The organism is Rhodobacter sp. Har01 (genome assembly GCF_020564565.1).
Classification (GTDB): domain Bacteria; phylum Pseudomonadota; class Alphaproteobacteria; order Rhodobacterales; family Rhodobacteraceae; genus Pseudogemmobacter.
This window is the reverse complement of record NZ_JAJCTD010000001.1, coordinates 636,219-660,860: the sequence shown is the minus strand read 5'-3', so window position 1 is coordinate 660,860 and position 24,642 is coordinate 636,219. Positions and strand designations below refer to the sequence as shown.

The window sequence follows — 24,642 nt, the reverse complement described above, 5'->3', positions numbered from 1 at the left end:
CCCATGACCATGCCCGACCTTTCCCGCTTCAACCTGGCGGCCCATGTCCTGGCTGCAGGCGCGCAGACGCCGGACAAGGTGGCCCTTGCCATCCTGACCCTGACCGGTGCCGAACGCTGGAGCTATGCCCGGCTGATCCGCGCCGTGCAGGGCTGCGGCGGCTGGCTTCTGGCGCAGGGCCTGCGGCCCGGCGACCGGGTGCTGATCCGGCTGGGCAACCGGCCGACCTACCCGGTGCTCTACCTTGGCGCCATCGCTGCCGGGCTGGTGCCGGTGGCAACCTCGCCGCTGCTGACTGCCCCCGAGATCACCAGGATGGCCGCCGTCGTCCGACCCCGCCTGGCAATCCAGGCCGATGATGTGGTGCTGCCCGACGGCGTGCCCGCCGTCGCCGCCGACCTGGCCGCCTGGGAAGCCGCGTCGCCCTGCGCCTGGCACCTGGGCGAAGCCGAGCGCGAAGGCTATATCGTCTTCACCTCAGGCACCTCCGGTGCCCCCCTGGCCGTCCGCCACGCCCATCGCGCGATCCTGGCCCGCGCCCGGATGCACACGGGCTGGGAAGGGCTTGAGCCCGCCGACCGCCTGCTGCACGCCGGCGCCTTCAACTGGACCTACACCATGGGCACGGGCCTCTTGGACCCCTGGACGGTCGGCGCCACCGCCCTGATCGCTGCGCCGACGGTCGCGCTTGACCATCTGCCGCTGGTTCTGCGCCGGCATGATGCAACGATCCTTGCCGCCGTCCCCACGGTCTTTCGCCGGCTCTTGCGCGCCGGGGTGCACAACCTGCCCCGCCTGCGCCATGCGCTTTCGGCCGGAGAAGCCCTGCCGCCCGCGCTGCGCGCCGAGTGGCAGGCCGCCACCGGCACCGATATCCACGAAGCCTTTGGCATGTCGGAGATTTCCACCTTCATCTCGGGTTGCCCCGACCACCCGGCCCCGCCCGGCACCTCGGGCTTCCCGCAGCCCGGCCGCCGTGTCGCCGTGCTGGGCGAGGACGGCCGTCCGCTGCCCCCGGGCGAGGTCGGCGTGCTGGCCGTCTCGACCGCCGATCCGGGCCTGATGCTGGGCTACGAAGGGCAGCCGCCGCCACAAGGCCCTTGGTTCGCCAGCGGAGACCTGATCCACCAGGACCACGCCGGCGCCATCCACAGCCACGGCCGCGCCGATGAGATGATGAACTCCGGCGGCGTCCGGGTTTCTCCGCGCGAGGTGGAACAGGCCCTGCTGGCCCTGCCCGGCGTGACCGACCTGGCCGTGGCCGAGGTTGAGGTCGCCCCCGGCACCCGCGTGATCCTGTGTTTCTACGCGGGCCACCTCCTGCCCGAAGGCACCGCCCAGGCCTTTGCGGCCGAACGGCTGGCACGCTACAAGTGCCCCCGCGGCTATGTCCATGTGCCGGAAATCCCGCGCGGCCCGACCGGCAAGATCAACCGCCGCGCGCTGGCCGCGCTTTGTGCCGAAGGGGCGCCATGATCCGGCTCGACATCTTTTCCGACCCCGTCTGCCCCTGGTGCTTTGTCGGCAAGGCCAACCTTGACCGCGCGCTGGCGGCGCACCCCGACCACCCGTTTCGCATCGAATGGCAGCCGTTCCAGCTGAACCCCGACCTGCCGCCCGAAGGCGTGGACAAGCGCGGCTATCTCGAGGCCAAGTTCGGCGGGCCGGACCGCGTGAACGCCATCCACGAGCGTCTGCGCGAAGTGGCCCGCGCCGCAGGCGTGGCGCTTGACCCCGACAAGCCCAAGCGCATGCCCAACACCCTGAACGCCCATCGCCTGATCCACTGGGCCGGCATCGAAGGCCGGCAGATGGCCGTCGTCTCGGCCCTGTTCAGCGCCTACTGGACCGGCGGCCGAGACATCGGCCAGCCCCGCGTGCTGGCCGACATCGCCGCAGCCTGCGGCATGGACCGCGCCGCCACCCTGCGCCTTCTGGACAGCGAGGCCGACGCCGACGACATCCGCGCCCGCGACGCCGACGCCCGCGCCAAGGGCGTCAATTCCGTCCCCACCTTCCTGATCGCACAGCACTACGTCGTCTCCGGCGCGCAACCGCCCGAGCTTTGGGCCCAGGTCATCGAAGAGCTGCGAGCCAAGGAATGACCCCGACACGCGACAATCTGAGCCAAGGCGAGTTCATCGCCCTGATCGCGATGCTGTTCGCCACTGTCGCGCTGTCGATTGACGCCATGCTGCCGGCCCTGCCGGAAATTGCCACGACGCTGTCGCCCGAGGCGCCAAACCGCGCGCAACTGGTGGTGACCAGCTTCGTCCTTGGAATGGGCCTGGGCACACTCTTTGCCGGCCCCTTGTCGGATGCCTTTGGCCGCAAGCGGATCATCCTCTTCGGCTCGGCGCTTTATTGCCTGGCCGCGCTGGCCTGCTTCTTCGCCCCCACGCTTGAGATGCTGCTGGCCGCCCGCGTCGTGCAAGGCATCGGGTCCGCCGGACCGCGGACCGTCTCGATCGCGTTGGTGCGCGACCTCTTCAAGGGCCGCGAGATGGCGCGGATCATGTCCTTCGCCATGATGGTCTTCACCCTGGTGCCGGCGCTGGCCCCGCTGATGGGCCAAGGCGTGATGGCGCTGACCTCGTGGCACGCGATCTTCCTCGTCTACATCGGCTTTGCGGGCGTCACCATGGCCTGGCTGGGCCTGCGCCAGCCCGAGACCCTGCCCCGCGCCGCCCGCCGCCCGCTGTCGGTGGGCGCCCTTCTCACCGCCACCCGAGAGCTTTTCGCCCACCGCATCGTGGTCCTGTCGATCCTGTGCCAGTCGCTGACGCTGGGGGCGCTGTTCTCGACCCTGTCCTCGATCCAGGGCATCTTCGAGCAGCGCTTCGACCGGGCCGACCAGTTCCCGCTCTGGTTCGCCCTGATCGCCGCCCTGTCGGCCTCGGGGTCGCTGCTAAACGCCCGGGCGGTGATGCGATTCGGCATGCGCCGCATGGTGTCGGCCACATACGCCACCGTATTGGGCCTGACCCTGGCGCATCTGGCGCTGGTGGCCTTCGGCCTGATGCCCGAGGCGCTGGCCTTTCCGGCCTTCATCGCCTGGGGTGTCGCGCTGTTTGCGATGATGGGCCTGACGCTGGGCAACCTGAATGCGCTGGCGATGGAGCCGGTGGGCCATATCGCAGGCCTTGCCGCCAGTGTGATCTCGGCGCTGGCCACGGTCGGATCGGTGCTGCTGGCGGTGCCGGTCGGTCAGGCCTTCGACGGCACGCTGGTGCCGCTTCTCGCAGGGGTGTCGATCTTCATCGCGGCGTCGCTGGCGCTGATCCGGCGGGCGTAGGCTTCGCCGCCTCGGCCAGATCGCGGGCGATGGCGAAGGCGCCCTTGATGCGCTCGGATTCCGACTTCATCTCGCCCTGCAGCACGATCTTCGTCCCCTGCACCTTGGCCGCCCCGCCCTGCGCCTTGAGGAACGTGACTAGTCCCGCAGGATTGGCGAACTTGTCGTTGTGGAACTGCACCGTGGCCCCTTTCGGCCCCGCGTCCAGTCGGCTGATCCCGGCCCGCTTGCACATCGCCTTGATGCGCACGATCAGCATCAGCGTGTTCACTTCCTTCGGCAGCGGGCCGAAGCGGTCGATCAGTTCGGCGGCAAAGCCTTCCAGTTCCACCTTGGTTTGCAGGCCCGAGAGGCGGCGGTAGAGGCCCAGCCGGATATCCAGGTCGGGGATGTAATCCTCGGGGATCATCACCGGCACGCCAAGGTTCAACTGCGGGCTCCAGTCATCTGAAATCGTTGACAGACCCTGCAGTTCACCCGACCTGATCTTGTGGATCGTCTCTTCCAGCATGTGCTGGTACAACTCGTACCCCACCTCCTTGATGTGGCCCGACTGTTCCTCGCCCAACAGGTTCCCCGCGCCGCGCAGGTCCAGATCGTGTGACGCCAGGTTGAACCCCGCACCCAGAGAATCCAGACTGCCCAGCAGCTTGAGCCGCCGCTGTGCCTGCGGCGTCAGCGGGCTGCGCGGCTTGGTGGTCAGATAGCAATAGGCACGGGTCTTGGCCCGGCCGACCCGGCCGCGGATCTGGTACAGTTGCGACAGGCCGAACATGTCGGCGCGGTGGATGATCATGGTGTTCGCGGTGGGGATGTCCAGACCGGATTCCACAATGGTTGTGGCCAGTAACACGTCATACTTGCCATCGTAGAACTGGTTCATCCGGTCATCCAGATCGCCCGCCGCCAACTGCCCGTGGGCAATGACATACGACACCTCGGGAACGTGGGTCTTCAGGAACTCTTCGATCTCGGGAATGTCGGCCACCCGCGGCACGACATAGAAGGTCTGCCCGCCGCGATAGCGTTCGCGCAGCAGGGCCTCGCGGATGGTGATGGTGTCGAACTCGCTGATGTAGGTGCGTATCGCCAGCCGGTCCACCGGCGGCGTGGCGATGATCGACAGGTCGCGCACCCCGGTCAGCGACAGTTGCAGCGTGCGCGGGATCGGCGTGGCGGTCAGGGTCAGGACGTGGACCTCGGCGCGTATTTCTTTCAGGCGCTCCTTGTGGGTCACGCCGAAGTGCTGTTCCTCGTCGATGATCAGCAGGCCAAGGTTCTTGAAGCTGATCGACTTGGCGAGCAGCGCATGGGTGCCGACCACGATGTCGACCGAGCCATCGGTCAGCCCTGCCCGGGTGGCATTGGCGTCCTTGGCGCTGACGAACCGCGACAACGGACGCACCCGTATGGGAAAGCCGCGAAAGCGGTCGGCAAAGGTACGGAAATGCTGGCGCGCCAGCAGCGTGGTCGGGCAGATCACCGCGACCTGCATCCCCGACAGCGCCGCAACGAAGGCGGCGCGCATGGCGACCTCGGTCTTGCCGAAACCGACGTCGCCGACAATCAGCCGGTCCATGGGCGACCCCTTTTCCAGGTCGGCCACGACATCGGCAATGGCCGAAAGCTGGTCGTCGGTTTCCTGATAGGGGAAGCGCGCGGCAAAGGCCTCCCAGATCGAGTGCGGGGCTTCCAGGATGGGCGCGTGGCGCAGGGCACGCTCGGCCGCGACCCGCATCAGGCGGTCGGCGATTTCCTTGATGCGCTCCTTGAGCTTGGCCTTCTTGGCCTGCCAGGCGCCGCCGCCCAGACGGTCAAGCAACCCGTCCTCATGGCCATAGCGGCTGAGCAGTTCGATGTTCTCGACCGGCAGATACAGCTTGGCGTTCTCGGCGTATTCCAGCGCCACGCAGGCATGCGGCGCACCCAGTGCGGTGATCGTCTCGATCCCCAGATACCGGCCGACGCCGTGCTCGACGTGCACCACCAGATCGCCCAGCGAAAGCGTATCAACTTCGCGCAGGAAGTTGTCAGCCTTGCGGCGTTTCTTCGGTTTTCCGACCAGACGGTCGCCGAGCACGTCCTGCTCCGAGATGACCGCAAGCCCCGGCGCGGTGAACCCGGATTCCAGCGCCCAGACAAGCAGATAGAGCGCGCCCTTCGCGGCCGGCAGGGCGCGGAGATCCGCGATGTCATCGGCCACCAGGCCCTGGTCGGAGAGCAGACCCTTCAACCGCTCTCGCGCGCCATCGGACCAACTGGCAATGACCACCGGCGATTGTTCGCGCAATGTTCTAACGTGGTCGGCAAGAGCACTGAAAAGGCTTATCTTTTCCTGTTGCCTCTCAGGTGCGAAGTTGCGGCCGATGCGCCCACCCGCATCCAGAACCCCCGGCCCCGGCGCCTGCGGCAGGGGCGACAGCTGGATCACCCGGCGGTCGGCCATCGTGGCCTCCCAGGCCGCATCGTCCAGATACAAGAGCCCCGGCGCAACCGGCTTGTAGACGGTGTCCAGCCGGCCCTTGGCAACCATCGCCTCGGCCCGCGCGTCAAAGGCGTCGTCGATCGCCTCCCACCGCGCCAGACGGATCGGGGTGACCTGGTCGTCCAGCATCACGCTCGCCTCGGGCAGGTAGTCGAACAGCGTCTCCAGCCGGTCGTGAAAGAACGGCAGCCAATGCTCCATCCCCTGATGCTTGCGGACGGCGCTGACCGCCTCATACAAGGGATCGTCCGACCCGCCCGCCCCGAACTCGGCGCGGTAGTTCTGCCGGAACCGGGTGATCGCCTCGGGGTCGAGGATCACTTCGGAGACCGGGGCGAATTCCACCCTCGCCAGCTTTTCCAGCGTGCGCTGCGTGCCGGCATCGAACCGCCGCGCGCCATCCAGCACGTCGCCGAAGAAATCCAGCCGGATCGGCCCCCCCGGCCCCGGCGGGTAGATGTCGACAATACCCCCCCGTATGGCGAAGTCGCCGGGTTCGGCGACGGTGGATGCGGGGGTGAATCCCATCCGGCCAAGGAACGCGCGCAACCTCGCCTCGTCCACCCGGTCGCCCACCACGGCCCGGAACGATGCGGCACGGACCACATCGCGCGCCGGGACCCGCTGGGTGACCGCGCTGAGCGTGGTCAGCAGCACGAAAGGCCCGCCCAGCCCGTCAGCCAACCCGGCCAGGGCGGACATCCGGCGCGATGCGATTTCGGGGTTGGGCGAGACGCGGTCATAGGGCAGGCAGTCCCAGGCCGGAAACTCCAGCACAACGACTTCGGGCGCCGCCACGGCCAGCGCGGCCCGCATCGCCTCGGCCCGTTTGTCGTCACGCGCGACATGGATCACCGGGCGGCCCTTTGCCACCTCGCGCACCAGCAGGAAAGCGTCATAGCCCTCGGGCGCGCCACCCAGGATGATCCGTTCACGCGCCATGCCTGGTGTCAGTTCAGGATCGAGATGTTCAGGTTCTGATACATCCCGAACAGCGATGTGATGAAGATCGACACCATGCCGACGGTCTGAATCAGGCGGCGATGCACCATCAGCCGCTGATACAGCGCATCGCCGCGGTCTTCGCCGCCTTCGATCCGCAGCGCGGCCCTCAGCGACAGCCAGCCGACCGGCACCATCGGCGCCGCCAGGAAGAACAGCGCCTGGGCGAATTCGACCCAGAACCAGAACGCCAGGACCGCCAGCGCCGACAGCAAGAACGAGAGCACGGCGAAGATCGGAACGGCCGCGGTGCGGGCAATGCCCAGCAAGCGGCGGATGTTGATGCCCACCATGGCCTCGACATCGGCCTGCATCTGGCCACCGTGCCGCCGGGCGCGCTGGATCATGTCATAGGGCACGCCCAGAACCCAATGGCTGGTCGTGGACCAAAGGACCGCCAGCGCGATCCAATACCAGAGGTTCGAGAAGGATCGCATGTCGATCACTTCAAAGACGGTCTCGTACCAGTCCAAGGCCGGTTCCCTGTTCAGCATGTCGCGCCTGTGATCCCTTGAGGCGCGCGTCTTTCCATGGCAGGCAAGTGGCAGGGCTGCAAGCCCCCCCGCCCGCCATGATGGACCGATGATGCGCCCGATCTCCGCCCCCTGCCCCGCCCTGCGCTTCCGCCGCCTGCGCCGCACCGCCGCCCTGCGTGCCCTGACACAGGAGAACACGCTTTCGGTCGGAGACCTGATCTGGCCGGTCTTCATCCGAGACGGGCACGGCATGGAAGAGCCGATCGCCTCGATGCCCGGGGTCAACCGGATGTCGCTGGACAAGGTGGTGAAGGCGGCCGAAATGGCCGCGGGTCTGGGAATTCCGGCGATCTGCCTGTTTCCCTACACCGATCCGTCGAAAAAGACGGAAGCCTGCGAAGAGGCCTGGAACCCCGACAACCTGGCCAACCGGGCGATCCGCGCGATCAAGGCCGCGGTGCCCGAGATCGCGGTGATGACCGATGTGGCGCTGGACCCCTACAACTCGAACGGCCATGACGGGATCGTCCGCGACGGCATCATCCTGAATGACGAAACCGTCGAGGCGCTGGTGAAGATGTCGCTTGCCCAGGCCGAGTCGGGGGCCGACATCCTGGGGCCTTCGGACATGATGGATGGCCGGATCGGCGCCATGCGGGGGGCACTGGAAGCCGCGGGCCACAAGGATGTGGCGATCATGTCCTATTCGGCCAAGTATGCATCGGCCTTCTACGGCCCGTTCCGCGATGCGGTGGGCGCCTCGGGCGCGTTGAAGGGTGACAAGAAGACCTACCAGATGAACCCCGCCAACAGCGACGAGGCCCTGCGGCTGATCGAGCGCGACCTGCGCGAGGGCGCGGACATGGTGATGGTCAAACCCGGCATGCCCTATCTGGATATCTGCCGCCGGGTGAAGGACACCTTCGGCGCGCCAACCTATGCCTACCAGGTGTCGGGCGAGTATTCGATGCTGCGGGGCGCGGCGCTGAACGGCTGGGTCGATGGCGAGAAAGTGATGATGGAAAGCCTGATGTGCTTCAAGCGCGCGGGCTGCGACGGCATCCTGACCTATTTCGCGCCCGAGGCGGCGCGGCTGTTGCGCGGATAGGACCGTGCGGCGGCGTATGGTCCTTGCTGGCCTTGCTGCCCTGCCCTTCGCGGCGCCGCGACCCGCACTGGCGGCATCGACCCGCAGCTTCTGCATGGGCACCACGCGCTGGCCGCACGACCTGACGCTGCGCGCCCTGGGGCAGGTTGAACTGTTCCTGCGTGACCGCGCCGACATGGCCGCGCCGATGGTGCTGGGAGGCGTGCCCTGGGATGCCGCCGCCGACGGCACCGACTTCTCGGCCGCGCTGATGCGCGACCTGAGCTGGGCCGCGGCGCCGGGCCACCCCAAGCTGCTGTCTCTTGGCGCGCTGGACACGATGCGCCAGGGCATGGCGCTGAATTTCGCCGTCGCCGACAACCAGCCGCTGCCCGCCCGCTGGCAGGGCCGCGCCTTCGACGACCCGGAGGTCATCGCCGCCTACACCGCCTTCTGCCTGCGCGCGGCCGAAATCGCCCGGCCCGACTGGCTGGCGATCGGGGTCGAGGTGAACCTGCTCTTGCACTTCGCTCCCGACCTCTGGCCCGGCTATACCCGCCTGCACCGCGCGGTCTATGAGGCGGTGAAGGACCGCTTTCCCGAAACGGGCGTCTGTTTCACCATCGCCACCCAGCACTACATGGGCCGCACCGATGGCGCCGACGCAGCCCTCCAGCGCGCCGAGATGGCAGCGCTGATGACGCATTCCGACCTGGCCGCCTTTTCGATCTACCCGCATCTGCAGGACGATGCGCCCGACCCCATTCCCGACGGTTTCTACGACCCGCTCAACGATCTGGCCGCGCGCACCGGCCGCCCGGCCGCGATCAGCGAAAGCGGCACCTCCTCGGCGCCCATACGCTGGGGTTTGTTCGGCCGCATCCCCGGTAGCCCCGAATGGCAGGCCCAGGCGACCGAGGCGCTGTTCCGTTTCGCCGACGAAGGGCGCCACCGGTTTGTGGTGAACTTCACCAGCCACGACTACGGCCCGTTTCTGGCCCATATTCCCGAAGCGGACCGCCCCCTGGCCAGCCTGTGGGAACACTGCGGCATCCTGGATGCGCAGGGCGGCGACAAAGCGGTCACCAGGGTCTGGAACGACTGGCTGACGCGACCGACCGCATGATCCCGCCGATCGCGACGGGAGCGTCGCGAAACGCATGACAATCGCCGCGGAACACGCTAGATTTAGCGGCAAAGGGGCCGAGAACCCCCGGATAGGGCAGGAAAGGGCAGATCATGCAATACACCCGTCGTGGACTCATGCTGGGGGCGGGCTCAATGGCGCTGCTGACGGCGGCCTGCGGCAACGGCATCGGCTCGAACGGAGCCGGCCAGATCGATGCCCGCGTCGACGCGACACAGACCTATCTGTTCGAGAAGTATCCAGGCACCCGCGATCTCGCGTCGCGAGCTTCTGGCGTGCTCTACATGCCGCTGATCACCGAGGCCGGGCTGTTCTGGGGCGGCGGCTACGGTCGCGGCGCCCTGCGCATTCAGGGCGCGACGGTCGATTACTACTCGGCCACCAAGGCCAGCGTTGGCCTGCAGATCGGCGCGCAACAATACGCCCACGCCTTGTTCTTCATGACCCAACCCGCGCTTGAAGACTTCCGCCGATCGAAGGGCTGGGCGGCCTCGGCCGACTTGCGCTATGCCACGCCGGAAGAAGGCGCGACCATCGGCAAGGCCACCACCGAAATCGACCCCGTCGTCGCTTTGGTGTTCGGCCAGCAAGGGCTGATCGCGGGCGCCACCCTGGCAGGCGTGAAATACACCCGCATCATCCCGTGACGCCGCTTCGCGCGGCGACTCAACATCGCCGTGCAACCTTTTGTCTGGAAACGAAAAACGCCGCTACTTCAGACGCCGTATGAGGCTTGAGGTGTCGTTCCGGCCGCCGCCCATCAGTTGCACATCCTTGTAGAACTGGTCGATCAGGGCGGTCACCGGCAGCCGGGCGCCGATTTCCTCTGCGGTGTCGAGGCAGATGCCCAGGTCCTTGCGCATCCAGTCCACCGCAAAGCCGAAGTCGAATTCGTCCTTCAGCATGGTCTTGTGCCGATTTGCCATCTGCCAGGACCCGGCTGCCCCCTGGCTGATCACCTCGACCACCTTTTCACCGTCGAGGCCCGCCTTCTGCCCGAAGGCCAGCGCCTCGGACAGGCCCTGCATCAGGCCGGCGATGCATATCTGGTTCATCATCTTGGCCAGTTGCCCCGCCCCGCTGTCGCCCAGGCGACGGCAGACGCGGGCATAGGCCGCCAGCACCGGCTCGGCCCGGTCATAATCCGGTTCGGCCCCGCCGCACATGATGGACAGGACGCCGTTTTCCGCCCCCGCCTGGCCACCCGAGACCGGCGCATCGACAAAGCCCAGCCCCTTGGCGGCAGCCAGCGTCGCCAGTTCGCGCGTCACCCGGGCCGAGACCGTGGTGTGATCGATGAAGATCGCGCCCGGGTCCATGCCGGCAAAGGCGCCATCCGGGCCGGTGCAGACCTCGCGCAGGTCGTCGTCGTTGCCGACACAGGCCATCACGAACTCTGCCCCCAGGGCGGCCTCGCGCGCCGTGGTCGCGGTTGCCCCGCCGTGCCGGTCCGCCCAGGCCGAGGCCTTTGCTGTTGTCCGGTTCCACACCGCCACCTGGTGCCCCTTGGCCGCCAGGTGCCCGGCCATCGGGAACCCCATGACACCCAGCCCCAGGAATGCCACCTTCGCCATGTCTTGCCGCCCCCTGCCTCTTGAATTGCCCTTGCCGCGAGTTTCGACTACGACGCCAAGCCGGTGCTGCCGTCAAGAAGGACCCCGATGTTCACCCTGTTCCGCTGGCTTGTCCGCCTGGTGACCGCCGCCGCGGTGCTTCTGGGTGTGGCGATTGTGCTGGTCTACTGGTTCCTGTCCCGGTCGCTGATCGACTATGACGAGGATTTCGTGGTCGAGGGCCTGACCGCGCCGGTCGAGGTGGTTCGCAACAACGACAGCCTGCCGCACATCTTTGGCAAGACCGACACGGATGTCTTCTTCGCGCTTGGCTTCGTGCATGCGCAGGACCGGCTTTGGCAGATGACGATGCTGCGCCGCACCGCGCAAGGCCGGCTGAGCGAGATCTTCGGCAGTTCCACCCTGGGCGTGGACGAGATGATGCGCCGGCTCGACCTTTACGACCTGTCGCTGCAAAGCGTGCCGGCGCAGGACCCCGAGACCCTGGCTGCGCTGCAGGCCTATTCGGCCGGGGTGAATGCCTGGATCGAACAGGTCAGCGAGGGCACGCGCGGCCGCGGAGCGCCCGAATTCTGGCTGTTCCAGCCCGAGATCTCGGCCTGGGCGCCGGCGGATTCCATCGCCATCCTCAAGCTCATGGCGCTGCAACTGTCCGGTCACGCCGAGGCCGAAGTGCTGCGGGCCCGGCTGTCACTGCTGCTTGCACCCGAGCGGTTGGCCGACATCCTGCCGGAAGACCCGGGCAAGGGTGTCGCCGTCCTGCCCGACTATGCCGCACTGGTGCCGGGCGTCGGTCCGGACAGCCGCCCGGTGGACTTTGCGCTGGGGCCGTTCTCGCCGCTGCCCGTGCCGGGGCTGGAAGGCGCCTCGAACGCCTGGGCTGCAGTGCCGGCGCGCTCGGCCGCGGGCGGTGCGCTGCTGGCCAGCGATCCCCATCTCGGCTTCACCGCGCCGGCGATCTGGTATCTGGCGCGGCTGGAGTTGAAGTCCGGCGGCGTGATCGGGGCGACGATTCCCGGCGTTCCGGCGGTCTTGCTGGGCCGCAGCGAAGCGATGGGCTGGGGCATGACCTCAAGCTACCTTGATGACCAGGACCTGGTGATCGAGAAGCTGAACCCCGAGGATCCCGAGGAATACCTGCGTCCGGACGGCAGCTGGGCGCGGTTCGACAGCCGGCAGAGCATCGTCCTGGTCAAGGACGGCGATCCGGTGACGCTGTCCCTGCGCTGGTCCGAACACGGGCCTGTGCTTTCCGGCGCGCAGTTCGATGTCGGCTCCATCACCCCGCCCGGGCATGTCGCGGCGCTGGGCTGGACGGCGTTGTCGCCGGCCGATACCTCGATGACCGCGGCGCTGCGGCTGATGCAGGCCAAGACGGTGGATGCGGCGATCGAGGCCGGACGTCTGACCGTGGCGCCCAGCCAGAACATCGTTCTGGCCGGCCCGGACGGGATTGCGCTGCAGATGATCGGCCAGATGCCGGCGCGCGATCCGGCGCATCCCAGCCAGGGCCGGATGCCGGCACCGGGCTGGATGCCGGCGGTGGGTTTCAAGGGCATTCTGCCCTATGAGGACAATCCAAGCTTCCGCAACCCGTCCTCGGGCCTGCTTGGCAATACCAACAACAAGACCGTGGACCGGCCCTTCCCGAAGCATGTCAGCTTTCTGTGGGGCGACACGCAGCGCATCCAGCGCTGGCTGACGCTGATGAAGACGCGCGAGGTGCATACCCGCGAGAGTTTCATCGAGGCGCAACTCGACACGGTTGACCCGACCGCGCGGGCGCTGCTGCCGTTGATCGGTGCCGACCTGTGGTTCACCGGTGATGCCGCGCCCGAGGGCACGCCCGAACGTTTCCGCCAGCGCGCGCTGATGCTGCTGGCCGAATGGAACGGCGAGATGAACGAACATCTTCCCGAGCCGCTGATTGCCGCGGCCTGGATCCGCAGCCTGATGGACAAGTTGGTCCGTGACGAACTGGGTCCGATGGCCGACAGTTTCACCCATCCCGATCCGGTGTTCATCGAACGGGTGTTTCGCAACGTGAACGGCGCTGCGGTCTGGTGCGACATCATCCAGTCGGCGGCGGTGGAAAGCTGCACCGACCTGTCGCGGATGGCGCTGGACGAAGCCTTGCTGCGCCTGTCCGAGGACTGGGGGCCTAAGCTGGAAAGCTGGCGCTGGGGCGACGCGCATCAGGCTGCGCATGACCACCCCGTGCTCGGATCGGTGCCGATGCTGCGCTACTTCGTGAACATCCGCCAATCGACCAGCGGCGGCGACGACACCCTGCTGCGCGGGCGCACCGCCGGAGTGGGAGAGGATCCGTATCGCAACGTCCACGGCGCCGGCTACCGCGGCGTCTATGACTTTGCCGACCCCGATTCGAGCGTGTTCATCACCTCGACCGGCCAGTCCGGTCATCCGCTCAGCCGCCACTACGACGACCTGGGAGAGCTTTGGCGACGCGGCGAATACATCCCGATGAGCCTGGACCCGGCACTTGCCCGCGCGGCGGCCCTGGGTGTCATGGTGCTGTCGCCCGCCGCCGCGGCCGACTGAGCCTGAGCGTGTCCGGGCGCTGCCGTCTGCCGTCTGCCGTCGCGGCCGGCAAGGCCGGGCGCAAGCGTCGGACCAGCCGCCGGGCGGATCTGTCAGGATGCCAGTCGCAGACCGTCCTCTGCCGCGGGCCGCAGCGCTTCGTCGGTTCGGAACGGGGCGACGATGGCCGCCAGCGCTTCGGCTTCGGCGTGCAACGCGGCCTGGGTGCTGGCCGTCTGGTCGACCATCCCGGCGTTCTGCTGCGTCACCTGGTCGAGCTGGTTCAGACCGACGCTGACCTCGCTCAGGCCGGCCGACTGGGTGGAAATCGCGGCTGCAAGGCCCTCGGCCAGAGTTGCCACCGAATCGACCTCGCTGCCAATCCGGACAAGCGCTGCGCCGGTGCGATCCACCAGCTCGACACCCTTCAGCACCTGATCTGCTGCACCCTGGATCAGACCCTTGATCTCGCGCGCGGAATCAGAGGTTCGCTGGGCCAGCGCGCGCACCTCGGACGCGACGACCGAGAAGCCCCGGCCCGCCGCGCCGGCCCGCGCCGCCTCGACCCCGGCATTGAGCGCCAGAAGGTTGGTCTGGAAGGCGATGTCGTCGATCACCCCGATGATGCGCGAAATCTGTTCCGAGGAGTGCCGGATTCCGGCCATTGCCGCGACCGCCTCTTCCACCACGACCTGGCCTTCGCTGGCCTGGCTGCGGCTGCGACCCACCCCCTCGGCCACGTGGCGCGTGTCCTCGGCCGCGGCGCGCAGCGAGCCGGTCAGTTCTTCGACGGCGGCCACCGATTGTTCCAGCGTTGCGGCCTGGTTCTCGGTCCGGCGGGCCAGGTCCTCGGTCGACCGCCGCAACCCTTCGGTGCCGCTGCGCAGCCGCGAAGAGACCGCGGCAATGTTTCGGACGGTGCCGCCCAGAGTGCTCGCCAGGCGATTCAGGTCCTGACGGAGGACTTCGTAGGCGGCCGGAAAGGCGGTGTCGATCCGGACCGCGAAGCCGCCCGCGGCCAGTTCGGCAAGGGCCGCGCGCAGCCGCTCGACCATCCGCGCCTGATCGGCCTGATCGGCGGCTTCGGCGCGCGCGCGTTCGTCGGCGAACCCCAGCGCATCGCGCATTGCATCCAGGTTCCGCGCCAGTGCCCCGATTTCGTCCGATCGGGCGGTTTCGGGGATTGCGGTGGCGTAGTCGGCCCCGGCAACGCGGTCCACCGCCACGGCCACCCGGTGCAGCGGCAGGCTGATCGAGGCCCGTAGAAGCCAGGCCGCCGCGGCCGCAAGAATCGTGAAGATGATCAGGGCCTTGATCCGGATCGCCAGCGTCGCGTCGGCGATTTCAGCTCGGATTGGTGCATCCGACCATACGGTCTCGATACCGCCGATGGCCTTGCCGTCCTTGTCTGCCACCAGACGCACAATGGACAGACCGTCGTCGGAGGCGAATCCCTCGCCCCGGGACAGCGCTTGCCGGGCCAGATCGGCCAGCGATGCGGTATCGGCGGCCCTGTCGGCGGGCAGGACGGAAATCGCGGCGCCGGTCAGGTCAAAGACATAGACCGCCTGCGCAACGCCTTCGCTGCGGTCCAGCAGGGCCTGTGCCCGATCGGCGATGTCGGCCGGCTTGCGGAACTTGATCGCCGGGGCGATGCCGACGGCCATGCCGGCGGTCACCTCTTCGGCATAGCGGTGCAGGCCATCCAGGGCGATCTTGCCGGTCAGCTGGCCGGCCTGCCAGGACAGGAAGGCCGCCACGATGCCGGCGGTGGCACCGGCGATCAGCACCGCCCGCAGGAAGACCGAGCCGGCGCCAGGCAGGCGAAGGGCGGGGAGTCTCGACAAGGACAAACGCATCAGCCCGCCCTCCCCGCGATCACATCAGCGATTCGGCATCGACCCCGACGGTCAGCGTGCCCACGGCCTGGCCGGTGGCCGGATCGACCACGGTCATCGAGACCTGGCCCTGATAGCGCTGGGTCGATTCGTCCAGTTCGACCTCGGCGATGAACTTGCCGTCGGGTGCCGGGAAGACCTTGGCGAACTTGTCCTCGTCGCCTTGCCAGTAGTCCGAGGTCGCATCGGTGGCGGCGACGTTCAGGCCCCTGGCATCGGTGATGAAGACCTCGGTGATCTTTCCGCCGGCCGCTTCCACCTTGCCGCGCAGGAAGTCGGCGGCCGGGTTCTGCAGCACCCCGGAGATCAGCTCGGACCCGCCGGCACCGACCGAATCCTTCCAGTCCTGGTCAAGCGAATCGATCCTGGCCTGATCGTAGCCGGCGGTGCCGGCATTCTGCGCCACGATCGCCGCAACCAGCACCGGATCGTTGGCCCAGCCGGCAATGTCCGAGGTCAGGTAAGCCTCAAGCGTGGGGGCGAAATCGTCGGCAACTGCCGGCAGCGCGGAAACGAACAACGGCAAGAGAAAGAGGGAAAGGCGTTTCATGTCGGTCATCCTGCTGAAGGTGGAACCCGCCGAAACGGGCGGCCTTGGCCGCAGCATGAAGGCAGCAGGTTTCCGACCGGTTAAGCCGGCCGCGGCGGCGGCGGTCAGCGACGCAGTTCGGGTGTCAGACCTCGCGGAACCGCTTTTGCTGGCGCGCGGTCCAGAGCACCTCGACCTCCCAGCCGGTTTCGGTCTCGCGTTCGGTGGTGACGACGCCCTGGGCATGCAGCCAGGCGCGGCGGCGTCCGTCGGCGAAGGCCAGATGCAGGTGCCGCTCGGTCCGCTCTTCGTCGAAGACCGCGGAGATGCGGTCCAGCAGCGACGCGATCCCCTCGCCCGTCAGCGCCGAGACCGCCAGCACATCCGGCCGGCTTGCCGCCTGCACGCCCAGAGCGGCGCGCGCCTCGGGGTCCACGAGGTCCATCTTGTTCCAGACCTCGATCTGCGGCGTGGCGGCGGTGACGCCCAGGCTGGCCAGGATCTCGGCCACGTCGGCGGCCTGTTCGGCGGTCTCGGGGTGGCTGATGTCGCGGACGTGGCAGATCAGGTCGGCCGACAGCACCTCTTCCAGTGTCGCGCGGAAGGCGGCGACCAATTGCGTCGGCAGATCGGAGATGAATCCCACGGTGTCGGACAGGATGATCTTGCGGCCGGAGCCCTGCTCTTGCGGCAGCGTCACGCCGCGCATGGTGGGGTCAAGCGTGGCAAAGAGCATGTCTTTTGCCATCACCGAAGCCCCGGTGATGCGGTTGAAAAGCGTCGATTTTCCGGCGTTGGTATAGCCCACCAGGGCGACGATGGGGAACGGCACCTTGGCGCGGGCGGCGCGGTGAAGTTCGCGCGTCTTCACCACCCGGTCAAGCTGGCGCTTCAGCTTGACCACCTGGTCGTCGATGGCGCGACGGTCGGCCTCGATCTGGGTCTCGCCAGGGCCGCCGACAAAGCCGAAACCGCCGCGCTGGCGTTCAAGGTGCGTCCAGGCCCGCACCAGGCGCGAGCGCTGGTAGGACAGCGCGGCCAGTTCCACCTGCAACACGCCCTCGCGCGTGCGGGCGCGGTCGGCGAAGATTTCCAGGATCAGCCCGGTCCGGTCCAGCAGCTTGACGCCCCATTCCTTTTCCAGATTGCGCTGCTGCACCGGAGTGACCGTGCCGTCGACCAGCACCAGTTCAACCCCGTCGGCCTTGAAGCGCGCCTTCAACTCGGCCAGCTTGCCGGTTCCGAACAGCGTTCCCGGCGTGGCCTTGGGCAGGCGCACCACCTCGGACCCCACGACCTGAATGGCGGGTAGCGCCGTGGCCAGCGACACCGCCTCGGCCAGGCCATGTTCGGGCAGGCGCCGTCGGGACTGCGCCTTCAGGTCGGGATGCAGCACCCAGGCCCGCGTCGGCCGCGCGGCCGTTTCATAGACGTCGATCCCGCCGTCCTGGAACGGCGGGTCGTCATCGTCTTCTTCGGGGCGATCCGAAATCAGTCTTCGCCTTCGTAAAGGTTGATCGGCGCGCCCGGCATGATGGTCGAAATCGCATGCTTGTAGACAAGCTGCGACTGACCATCCCGGCGCAGGAGCACGCAGAAGTTGTCGAACCAGGTGATGACGCCCTGAAGCTTGACCCCGTTGATCAGGAAGATGGTCACCGGAACCTTGGCCTTGCGGACGTGATTGAGGAAAGCGTCCTGCAGGTTTTGCTTGTCGCCAGCCATTGTTGTTTTGCCTTGCGCGATGGCCGCGTTGCCCGCGGCGGTGTTGACATGTTTCGGGGCCCGACCGGCCCCGTTATCCGCAGGCGCTGCGAACGGGGCAAGTATTAAACGCGAATCGCAGAGATTCCAGCCCGAAAATCAGGCCGTTACATGTGCGGCTGCAAAGTGCGGCGCCAGCCGCCCGGAGCGATCATGGCGATCAGGGCCAGCGTCTCCAGCCGGCCGACCGCCATGGTCACCCCCAGTATCATCTTCTCGGCATCGGAAAGCACCGCGTAGGACAGGGGTTCGGCACTGGCAACCTGGATCAGCGGGCCGGTTGTGGTCAGCGCCGAGATGCCCAGCACCAGCGCCGGCTCGAAGGCCTGGCCGGTCAGCGTCAGCGCCGAGGTCACGAGGCCGATCGACAGCGCAAACAGCATGAAGAAGACCCAGGCCATGTAGGCGCCGTCGCGGCGCAGCCGCCGCATCTCGGTCCCCTGCCCGCCGACCGAGTTCGGATGGATGATCCGCTCAAGCTCACGCTTGCCCTGCTGCATCAGCGCATAGACCCGCAGCAGCTTGACGCCCCCCGCCGTGGTGGCGACGCCGCCGCCAACGATGGCCAAGCCCATCAGCATCAGCCCCGGCGGGCCAAGCCCGGCCCAGTCGCGCGCCGAAGACCAGTAGGCGCTTTCGTAGCCGGTGGTGGACAGGAACGAGACCGCGGTGAAGGCGGCGCCCCAGATCGCCCGTATCAGGCCTTGCAGCGTTGTCATCTCGCGCGGGGCGGGTGCATCGGACATCAGGTGGCGCGTCATCAGAACGACGACCACCAGCATGGTCAGAACCGCCGCAAAGCGCAGTTCCGGGTCGCGCCAGAACCGGCCGTCATGGGTTCCCAGGCCAGGCACCGGCATCAGCCGCCGGCTGAGCGCGAAGACCAGAAACAGCAGGATCAGAACCTCTCCGGCCAGCCCCGAGCCGGTGACCGACAGCCCGATCCCGGCCGAGACGCCCGAGGTCGACAGGGTTCCCATGGCATGGGTCAGGGCCAGAAGCCCGTCCTCGCCGGCGATCAGCAGCGCCACCCACAGCGCCAGCGTCAGCCCGCCATAGACCGGCAGGATCCTGATCGCATAGCGGCTGAGGCGCAGCGCCGGGTCGGCGACGCGGGTGATCTGCGTCGCTCCCTGCGCGCCGCGCCCTGGCACCCGGCCCGAAATCACCTCGGCCCCCCCCAGGTTCAGCGGCGCCAGGATCGCATAGGCGGCCAGCAGGATGAAGAACCCGCCCAACCAGGCCACCAGCGCCCGCCACAGGTGCACCGAGGGCGGCAGCCGGCCCGGTTCATAGACCGAGGACCCGGTGGTGGTGAAGCAGGTCATCATCTCGAACCAGGCGTTGCTCCAACTGGTGTCGGGCACCGCCCAGACCAAAGGCAAAGCCAGCGCCACCGGCAGCATGACATAGGCCCCGACCAGCGCCGCCAGCTGGCTGCGGGCCGCATTGCGCGGCCGCAGATTCGCCGTGGCAAGCCCCAGCATGACCGCGATCACCCCCAGCATCAGTGCCGAATAGAAGAACGCGCGTGCGGTGCGCAGGTCGTCCGAGATCAGCGCATGCGTGGCCGGCAGCATGGTCGCCAGCACCGCCCCCCCCAGCAGGACGACAAGCAGCGGCAGCGTGGTGAGCCGGGTCAGCATCTCCGGTCAGAAGAAGTCGATCGAGACCAGCAGCAGCCGCTCGACCTCGGGCACATCCTTGGCCATGGCGAACAGCGCGATCACGTCGCCGGCCTCGATCCGCAGATCGCCGGTGGGCTTGAGCACCTTTTCGCCGCCGCGCAGCACGGCACCGACCAGAACTCCTTCGGGGAATTCGATCTCGCGGACCAGCTTGCCGGCCAGCGGCGAGGTCGACATCACCTGGGCCTCGATCAGCTCTGCCTCGGAATCGCCGATCGAATAGACATGTCGCACCCGGCCGTGGCGGATGTGACGCAGGATCGACGACACGGTGGTGGCGCGCGGGTTGATGTAGGCGTCGATGTCCAGCGGCGCCATCAGCGGCGCCAGCGTCGGATCATTGACCAGGGCGATGGCCATCGGGCAGCCGGCCTGCTTGGCGCGGACCGAAACCAGAAGGTTGGTCTTGTCATCGTCGGTGACGGCAAGAATCGCGTCGGCGCGGTCGATGGCCGCCTCCATCAAGAGGTCCATGTCCATGCCGTCGCCGTTCAGAACGATGGTGCGCTGCAGCGAATCCGCGGCGCGCTCGGCGGTGGGCCGGTGCTTCTCGATGATCTTCGCCCGCACCCGGTCGCTGCGCGCCTCAAGCGCGCGCGCCACGCCAAGGCCAACGTTGCCGCCGCCGATGATGACGATGCGTTCCTTCTTCTTGTTCTTCTTGCCAAAGATCTCGAGGCAGCGATTGACGTCTTCGGAATGGGTGAAGACGTAGATCTGGTCTTCGACCAGAAGCTGATCGCCCGGTTCCGGCGCGAACAGCCGCCCTTCGCGCCGCACCCCCACGACGATGGCGCGCAGGGTCGAAAACAGTTCGTTCAACTGCCGCAGAGGCGTGTTCAGCACCGGGCAATCCTCGGACAGTTGCAGGCCCAGAAGCTGCGCCCGGCCGCCCATGAACACCTCGGTGTCGAAGGTCGCCGGCGCGGCCAACCGCTGCAACGCGGCCTCGGCCACCTCGCGCTCGGGGCTGATCACCACGTCGATGGCCAGTCGGTCCTGATTGTAAAGGTCGCTGTAGGCGTCCGACAGGTAACTCTGCGCCCGGATGCGCGCGATCTTCCGGGTGACGTTGAAGGCGACCTGCGCGATCTGGCAGGTCACCATGTTGACCTCGTCCGAGTGGGTCGCGGCGATGATCATGTCGGCGTCGCGGGCGCCGGCCTTTTCCAGCACATCCGGGTGGCTGGCAAAGCCCACCACGCCCTGCACGTCCAGCGTCTCGGTGGCGCGGCGGACCAGTTCGGCGTTCACGTCCACGACGGTGACGTCGTTCTTCTCGCCGGACAACTGGCGCGCGATCTGCCAGCCAACCTGGCCCGCGCCGCAGATGATGACCTTCATCCCTGGTTCCCCGATCGGCCTACGACGCCTTGCCTTGCCTGTTTCGCAGATGCGGCACGGGGGGTCAACGTGGCGGGCCCTTGCCGGGTCTCAGCTTTCGGCCTCTTCCTCTTCCTCGTCTTCGAAGTGGGCCGCGCGGCCACCCGATTTCGTCGTGGTCACCACGCCCAGGCTTTTCAGCTTGCGGTGCAACGCGCTGCGTTCCATGCCGACGAAATGCGCGGTGCGACTGATGTTGCCGCCGAACCGGTTGATCTGGGTCAGCAGGTATTCCCGTTCGAACAGCTCGCGTGCCTCGCGCAGGGGCAGCGTGGCAACCATGCCGCCCAGCACCATCCCGTCCGAGCCGCCGCCCTGGGCTTCCGGACCGGGCAATTCCCGCGCCTCGATCGGACCGCCGTTTTCGCCCAGGATGAGCACCCGCTCGATCACGTTTCGCAACTGGCGGATGTTGCCGGGCCAGGCCATGGTCTGCAGCATCGCCTCGGCTTCCGACGACAGCATGCGTGCCGGCAAGCCCTGGCTGCGGTGGAACCAGTCGATGAAGTGGCGCGCCAATTCCGGGATGTCCTCGCGCCGGTCGGCCAGCGAGGGCACCGCGATCGGCACCACGTTCAGCCGGTCATACAGCTCTTGCCGGAAGCGGCCGGCGCGGATTTCCCCGGGCAGGTCGCGGGTGGTCGAGGAGACCACCCGCAGGTCCACCCTGACCTTGTCGGTGCCGCCGGCCCGGGTGAACTGCTGTTCGGTCAACACACGCAGGATCTTGGACTGGGTGCCGGTCGGCATGTCGCCGACCTCGTCGAAATACACCACGCCGCCATGCGCCTGCTCAAGCAGGCCCGGTTCCACCCCGCGGTCGGGCGTTTCCCGCCCGAACAGGACCTCTTCCATCCGTTCGGGTTCGATGGTCGCCGAAGACACGCTGACGAATGGTGCCGCAGCGCGGTTCGAGTTCAGGTGGATGAAGCGCGCGGCCAGTTCCTTGCCCGAGCCGGGCTGGCCCGTCAGCATCACCCGGCCGTTCGACTTGGTGACCTTTTCCAGCTGCACCTTCAGCGCCTTGAAGGCGGGCGAGCCGCCGATCATCTCGGTCGCGCTCACATCACGCCGACGCAGTTCCTGGTTTTCGCGGCGCAGCCGGCTGGTCTCCATCGCGCGGGTGACCACCACGATCAGCTGGTCGATGTTGAACGGCTTTTCGATGAAGTCGTAGGCGCCTTGCTTGATCGCGGCCACGGCGATCTCGATGTTGCCATGGCCCGAGATGATGATGACCGGAATGTCGGGGTTGTCGCGTTTCACGGTCTTGAGGATGTCGATCCCGTCCATCCGGCTGTCCTTGAGCCAGATGTCCAGGACCATCAGGGCCGGCGGGTCGGCGTTGATCTCGGACATGCAGTCGTCCGAGTTGCCGGCCAGCCGCACGACATAGCCCTCGTCGCGCAAGATGTCGCCGATCAGTTCGCGGATGTCCTTCTCGTCGTCGACGATGAGAATGCTCATGCTGCGGTTCCCTCCTGGGTCGGTGCTGGCGACCCCATGTTCCGGCCCATCCGGCGCTTGGCCAACCGCGGCAGGCGGATCTCGGCCAGGGCGCCGGCGTGGGCCTTGCCGTCGAACACGGGCGCATCCAGCAAGGCGAGGGTGCCGCCGTGTTCCTCGATGATCTTCTTGACGATGGGCAGGCCAAGGCCGGTGCCCTTGGCCCGCGTGGTGACATAAGGCTCGAACAGGCGCGCGCGGTCAGGCGGCAGGCCGATGCCGTTGTCGGCAATGCGGATCACGCTTTCGGATTCGCCCGCCGTCATGCTGACCCGTATCTCCGGCACAAAGCCAGTGGGCGCACCCTTTTCCATAAGCGTTTCAATCGCTTCGCCTGCGTTCTTGATCAGGTTGGTCAGCGCCTGGGCGATCATCGTCGCGTCCAGGTGCATGATCACCATGCCGTCCGGAATGCCGGTGACGAAGCGCACGCCGGGTTGCCCGGCCTCTTGCAGGGTCACCGCATCGCGCAGCAACTGCACCAGATCGCTTTCCTTGCGGTCCGGCTCGGGCATGCGGGCGAACTTCGAGAATTCGTCGACGATCCGCCGCAGGTCATTGGTCTGCCGCACGATCACGTCGGTCAGGCTTTCCAGCTCGCCCGGCTCTTGCACCTGGCTGAGGAACTTGCGTTTCAGCCGCTCGGCCGACAGGGCGATGGGGGTGAGCGGGTTCTTGATTTCATGCGCGATGCGACGGGCGACGTCGCCCCAGGCCGCCATCCGCTGCGCCGTCACCAGGTCGGTGACGTCATCGAAGGCCACCACGTAGCCTTCCAGACGCCCGCTTTCGCTTTGCCGAATGCTCACCCTCACAAGCAGGCTTTCCAGCTTGCCGCGGCGGGTCAGCTTCACCTCTTCCTGCACCGCAGAAATGCCTTCTTCGCGCAACCGATCCAGCAACGGGGCGAATTCGGGCACCGCGCCGGCCAGCGCCACGCCGTGCAGGTCGCCCTCGATGTCCAGGAGACGTTCGGCGGCGCGGTTGGCAAAGTCCACGGTGCCGCCGGCATCCAGTCCGATCACCCCGGCGGTCACGTTGGACAGCACCGAATCGAACAGTCGCCGCCGCTGCTCGGTCTGGCGGTGGCTGTCCATCAGCGCCTCGCGCTGGCCTTTCAGCTGCCGGGTCATCTGGTTGAACAGACGCCCCAGCATGGCGATCTCGTCATCGCCCTCCTCCTCTTTTACCTGGACGTCGAGGTTGCCCGCGCCGACCTGCTGCGCCGCCCCCGCAAGCCGCCCCACCGGGCGCGACAGCCGCTCGGCGAACCACAGGCCCAGCCAGATGGCCGCCAGGATCAAGATGATCGCAAGGCCCAGGTAGATCAGGCCGAAGTTCAGCAGCAGACGTCCGCGCTCGCTTTCCAGCTGGGTGTAGAGCTGGACTGTCTCCTTGGTCTCGTCCAGCAGCGACAGGATCGAGCCGTCCACCTCGCGGCTGATGTAAAGGAATCGGTCGGCGAAGGTGTCCAGGAACACCACGGCGCGGAACTCGTTGTTCGGCCAGTCCTCGATCAGCACCGTCTCGCCCTGGCGGGCGCGCTCAAGGTCATCGGCGGTGACCGGTTCGAAGCCGAACAGGTAGGACCGGTCGCCCCGGGTCTTCAGCGTGCCGGTGCCGTCGATCAGATAGGCCTCCTTCAGCCCGCGCTGGATGGCATCCTGCCCCTGGCTCAGCAGCGGACGAAGCTGGTCGTCCCGCAGGAAAAAGCTCTTCTGCTTGGCCAGGTTGAGATAAGCGGCCAGCGCCTCGGCATCCTGGGTCAGATCCTCGCGCTGCTCGCCCTCATAGGCCTCGGCGGCGGCCAGAGACGAGCCGACGACCGACCGGACCCGGTCCGAGAACCAGCCTTCAAGACCCAGGTTCACCGAAAGGACCGCGAAGACCGCCACCAGAACCGTGGGCACCAGCGCCACGCCGGCAAAGACGCCGGAAAGCCGCAGGTGCAGGCGCGAGCCCGCCGACTGGCTGCGCCGGTCCGACACCAGCCGCGCCACGCGGTACAGCACCAGGGCGGCGACCAGCAGCACATAGACCAGATCGGCCAGCAGGATCAGTCGCAGGGCCGGTGAGTTCGCGCCCTGGCTGAACGGACCCAGCGCAAGAAAGGTGGCCACCACCAGCACCGGGCCCAGGAACACCAGCCCCAGGGTCATCGCCGTCTGCACGCGCCGCTGCCGCCGCAAAAGCGACAGTCTTGACCAGAATTCCCGGCGTTGCGCGCGTTCGGTTGGACTCATGGACCTGCAACATCTTGTGGCAAC

The 24,642-nt window shown here is 67.5% G+C and carries 18 protein-coding genes; 7 read left to right on the top strand and 11 right to left on the bottom strand.

Annotated features, from left to right (window positions below):
* The first annotated feature begins 9 nt into the window (after positions 1-9).
* Genes LHP98_RS03150 through LHP98_RS03140 form a run of 3 tightly spaced genes read left to right on the top strand, consistent with a single transcriptional unit; the run spans position 10 to position 3,295 of the window.
* A complete protein-coding gene (locus LHP98_RS03150; RefSeq protein WP_227251025.1) occupies positions 10-1,476 on the top strand; it encodes a class I adenylate-forming enzyme family protein in 1,467 nt (488 codons plus the stop codon).
* Positions 1,473-2,105 carry a DsbA family oxidoreductase gene (locus LHP98_RS03145; RefSeq protein WP_227251024.1) on the top strand — a complete coding sequence of 211 codons (633 nt, stop codon included), beginning with the start codon at positions 1,473-1,475 and terminating at the stop codon, positions 2,103-2,105. The genes LHP98_RS03150 and LHP98_RS03145 overlap by 4 nt, the downstream gene beginning before the upstream one ends.
* Positions 2,102-3,295 (top strand): multidrug effflux MFS transporter, encoded by a 1,194-nt coding sequence (locus LHP98_RS03140; protein WP_227251023.1) that lies wholly within the window; start codon positions 2,102-2,104, stop codon positions 3,293-3,295. Before LHP98_RS03145 ends, LHP98_RS03140 begins: the two co-directional genes overlap by 4 nt.
* Here the strand turns inward: LHP98_RS03140 and mfd are convergent.
* Complete coding sequence (gene mfd / locus LHP98_RS03135; protein WP_227251022.1) at positions 3,258-6,722, bottom strand: transcription-repair coupling factor; 3,465 nt, start codon at positions 6,720-6,722, stop codon at positions 3,258-3,260. The genes LHP98_RS03140 and mfd overlap by 38 nt on opposite strands.
* An 8-nt stretch (positions 6,723-6,730) precedes the next feature.
* The gene (locus tag LHP98_RS03130; RefSeq protein WP_227251021.1) at positions 6,731-7,276 is read right to left on the bottom strand and encodes a component of SufBCD complex; all 546 of its coding nucleotides are present in this window, start codon (positions 7,274-7,276) and stop codon (positions 6,731-6,733) included.
* 91 nt (positions 7,277-7,367) lie between these two features.
* Between LHP98_RS03130 and hemB the strand changes: the two genes are divergently transcribed.
* The 3 genes from hemB (at position 7,368) to LHP98_RS03115 (ending at position 10,139) form a co-directional block, all read left to right on the top strand.
* Positions 7,368-8,366, top strand: a complete 999-nt coding sequence (gene hemB / locus LHP98_RS03125; RefSeq protein WP_227251546.1) for a porphobilinogen synthase — start codon at positions 7,368-7,370, stop codon at positions 8,364-8,366.
* 4 nt (positions 8,367-8,370) lie between these two features.
* Positions 8,371-9,471 carry a hypothetical protein gene (locus LHP98_RS03120; protein ID WP_227251020.1) on the top strand — a complete coding sequence of 367 codons (1,101 nt, stop codon included), beginning with the start codon at positions 8,371-8,373 and terminating at the stop codon, positions 9,469-9,471.
* A gap of 110 nt (positions 9,472-9,581) precedes the next feature.
* Positions 9,582-10,139 (top strand): YSC84-related protein, encoded by a 558-nt coding sequence (locus tag LHP98_RS03115; RefSeq protein ID WP_227251545.1) that lies wholly within the window; start codon positions 9,582-9,584, stop codon positions 10,137-10,139.
* Between the two features lie 63 nt (positions 10,140-10,202).
* On the opposite strand, the gene LHP98_RS03110 is transcribed toward LHP98_RS03115, so the two are convergent.
* Entirely contained in the window at positions 10,203-11,066 is an 864-nt protein-coding gene (locus LHP98_RS03110) for an NAD(P)-dependent oxidoreductase (RefSeq protein ID WP_227251019.1), read from the bottom strand.
* Positions 11,067-11,153: 87 nt separating this feature from the next.
* Here LHP98_RS03110 and LHP98_RS03105 point away from each other — a divergent pair, with 87 nt between their 5' ends.
* Positions 11,154-13,628, top strand: a complete 2,475-nt coding sequence (locus tag LHP98_RS03105; RefSeq protein WP_227251018.1) for a penicillin acylase family protein — start codon at positions 11,154-11,156, stop codon at positions 13,626-13,628.
* Positions 13,629-13,720: 92 nt separating this feature from the next.
* Here LHP98_RS03105 and LHP98_RS03100 read toward each other — a convergent pair whose 3' ends face one another.
* From LHP98_RS03100 to LHP98_RS03065, 8 genes are all read right to left on the bottom strand, one after another.
* Entirely contained in the window at positions 13,721-15,454 is a 1,734-nt protein-coding gene (locus LHP98_RS03100; protein WP_227251017.1) for a methyl-accepting chemotaxis protein, read from the bottom strand.
* 31 nt (positions 15,455-15,485) lie between these two features.
* Positions 15,486-16,055, bottom strand: coding sequence for a hypothetical protein (locus LHP98_RS03095; RefSeq protein WP_227251016.1), 570 nt, complete (start codon positions 16,053-16,055; stop codon positions 15,486-15,488).
* A 124-nt stretch (positions 16,056-16,179) separates the two neighbouring features.
* Positions 16,180-17,472 (bottom strand): GTPase HflX, encoded by a 1,293-nt coding sequence (gene hflX / locus LHP98_RS03090; RefSeq protein WP_319638917.1) that lies wholly within the window; start codon positions 17,470-17,472, stop codon positions 16,180-16,182.
* A 53-nt stretch (positions 17,473-17,525) separates the two neighbouring features.
* Complete coding sequence (gene hfq / locus LHP98_RS03085; protein ID WP_023664101.1) at positions 17,526-17,759, bottom strand: RNA chaperone Hfq; 234 nt, start codon at positions 17,757-17,759, stop codon at positions 17,526-17,528.
* A 146-nt stretch (positions 17,760-17,905) separates the two neighbouring features.
* Positions 17,906-19,444 (bottom strand): TrkH family potassium uptake protein, encoded by a 1,539-nt coding sequence (locus LHP98_RS03080; protein ID WP_227251014.1) that lies wholly within the window; start codon positions 19,442-19,444, stop codon positions 17,906-17,908.
* 6 nt (positions 19,445-19,450) lie between these two features.
* Entirely contained in the window at positions 19,451-20,830 is a 1,380-nt protein-coding gene (gene trkA / locus LHP98_RS03075) for a Trk system potassium transporter TrkA (RefSeq protein WP_227251013.1), read from the bottom strand.
* Between the two features lie 90 nt (positions 20,831-20,920).
* Complete coding sequence (locus tag LHP98_RS03070) at positions 20,921-22,336, bottom strand: sigma-54-dependent transcriptional regulator (protein WP_227251012.1); 1,416 nt, start codon at positions 22,334-22,336, stop codon at positions 20,921-20,923.
* A complete protein-coding gene (locus LHP98_RS03065; RefSeq protein ID WP_227251011.1) occupies positions 22,333-24,618 on the bottom strand; it encodes a sensor histidine kinase NtrY-like in 2,286 nt (761 codons plus the stop codon). The genes LHP98_RS03070 and LHP98_RS03065 overlap by 4 nt, the downstream gene beginning before the upstream one ends.
* Positions 24,619-24,642: the final 24 nt, after the last annotated feature.

Coding starts and splice junctions, on each gene's coding strand:
- LHP98_RS03140 (WP_227251023.1), top strand. CDS start 2,102: ATGACCCCGACACGCGACAATCTGAGCCAAGGCGAGTTCATCGCCCTG.
- hfq (WP_023664101.1), bottom strand. CDS start 17,759: ATGGCTGGCGACAAGCAAAACCTGCAGGACGCTTTCCTCAATCACGTC.
- trkA (WP_227251013.1), bottom strand. CDS start 20,830: ATGAAGGTCATCATCTGCGGCGCGGGCCAGGTTGGCTGGCAGATCGCG.
- hemB (WP_227251546.1), top strand. CDS start 7,368: ATGCGCCCGATCTCCGCCCCCTGCCCCGCCCTGCGCTTCCGCCGCCTG.
- LHP98_RS03105 (WP_227251018.1), top strand. CDS start 11,154: ATGTTCACCCTGTTCCGCTGGCTTGTCCGCCTGGTGACCGCCGCCGCG.
- LHP98_RS03065 (WP_227251011.1), bottom strand. CDS start 24,618: ATGAGTCCAACCGAACGCGCGCAACGCCGGGAATTCTGGTCAAGACTG.
- LHP98_RS03150 (WP_227251025.1), top strand. CDS start 10: ATGCCCGACCTTTCCCGCTTCAACCTGGCGGCCCATGTCCTGGCTGCA.
- LHP98_RS03110 (WP_227251019.1), bottom strand. CDS start 11,066: ATGGCGAAGGTGGCATTCCTGGGGCTGGGTGTCATGGGGTTCCCGATG.
- LHP98_RS03095 (WP_227251016.1), bottom strand. CDS start 16,055: ATGAAACGCCTTTCCCTCTTTCTCTTGCCGTTGTTCGTTTCCGCGCTG.
- LHP98_RS03130 (WP_227251021.1), bottom strand. CDS start 7,276: ATGCTGAACAGGGAACCGGCCTTGGACTGGTACGAGACCGTCTTTGAA.
- mfd (WP_227251022.1), bottom strand. CDS start 6,722: ATGGCGCGTGAACGGATCATCCTGGGTGGCGCGCCCGAGGGCTATGAC.
- LHP98_RS03070 (WP_227251012.1), bottom strand. CDS start 22,336: ATGAGCATTCTCATCGTCGACGACGAGAAGGACATCCGCGAACTGATC.
- LHP98_RS03080 (WP_227251014.1), bottom strand. CDS start 19,444: ATGCTGACCCGGCTCACCACGCTGCCGCTGCTTGTCGTCCTGCTGGGG.
- LHP98_RS03145 (WP_227251024.1), top strand. CDS start 1,473: ATGATCCGGCTCGACATCTTTTCCGACCCCGTCTGCCCCTGGTGCTTT.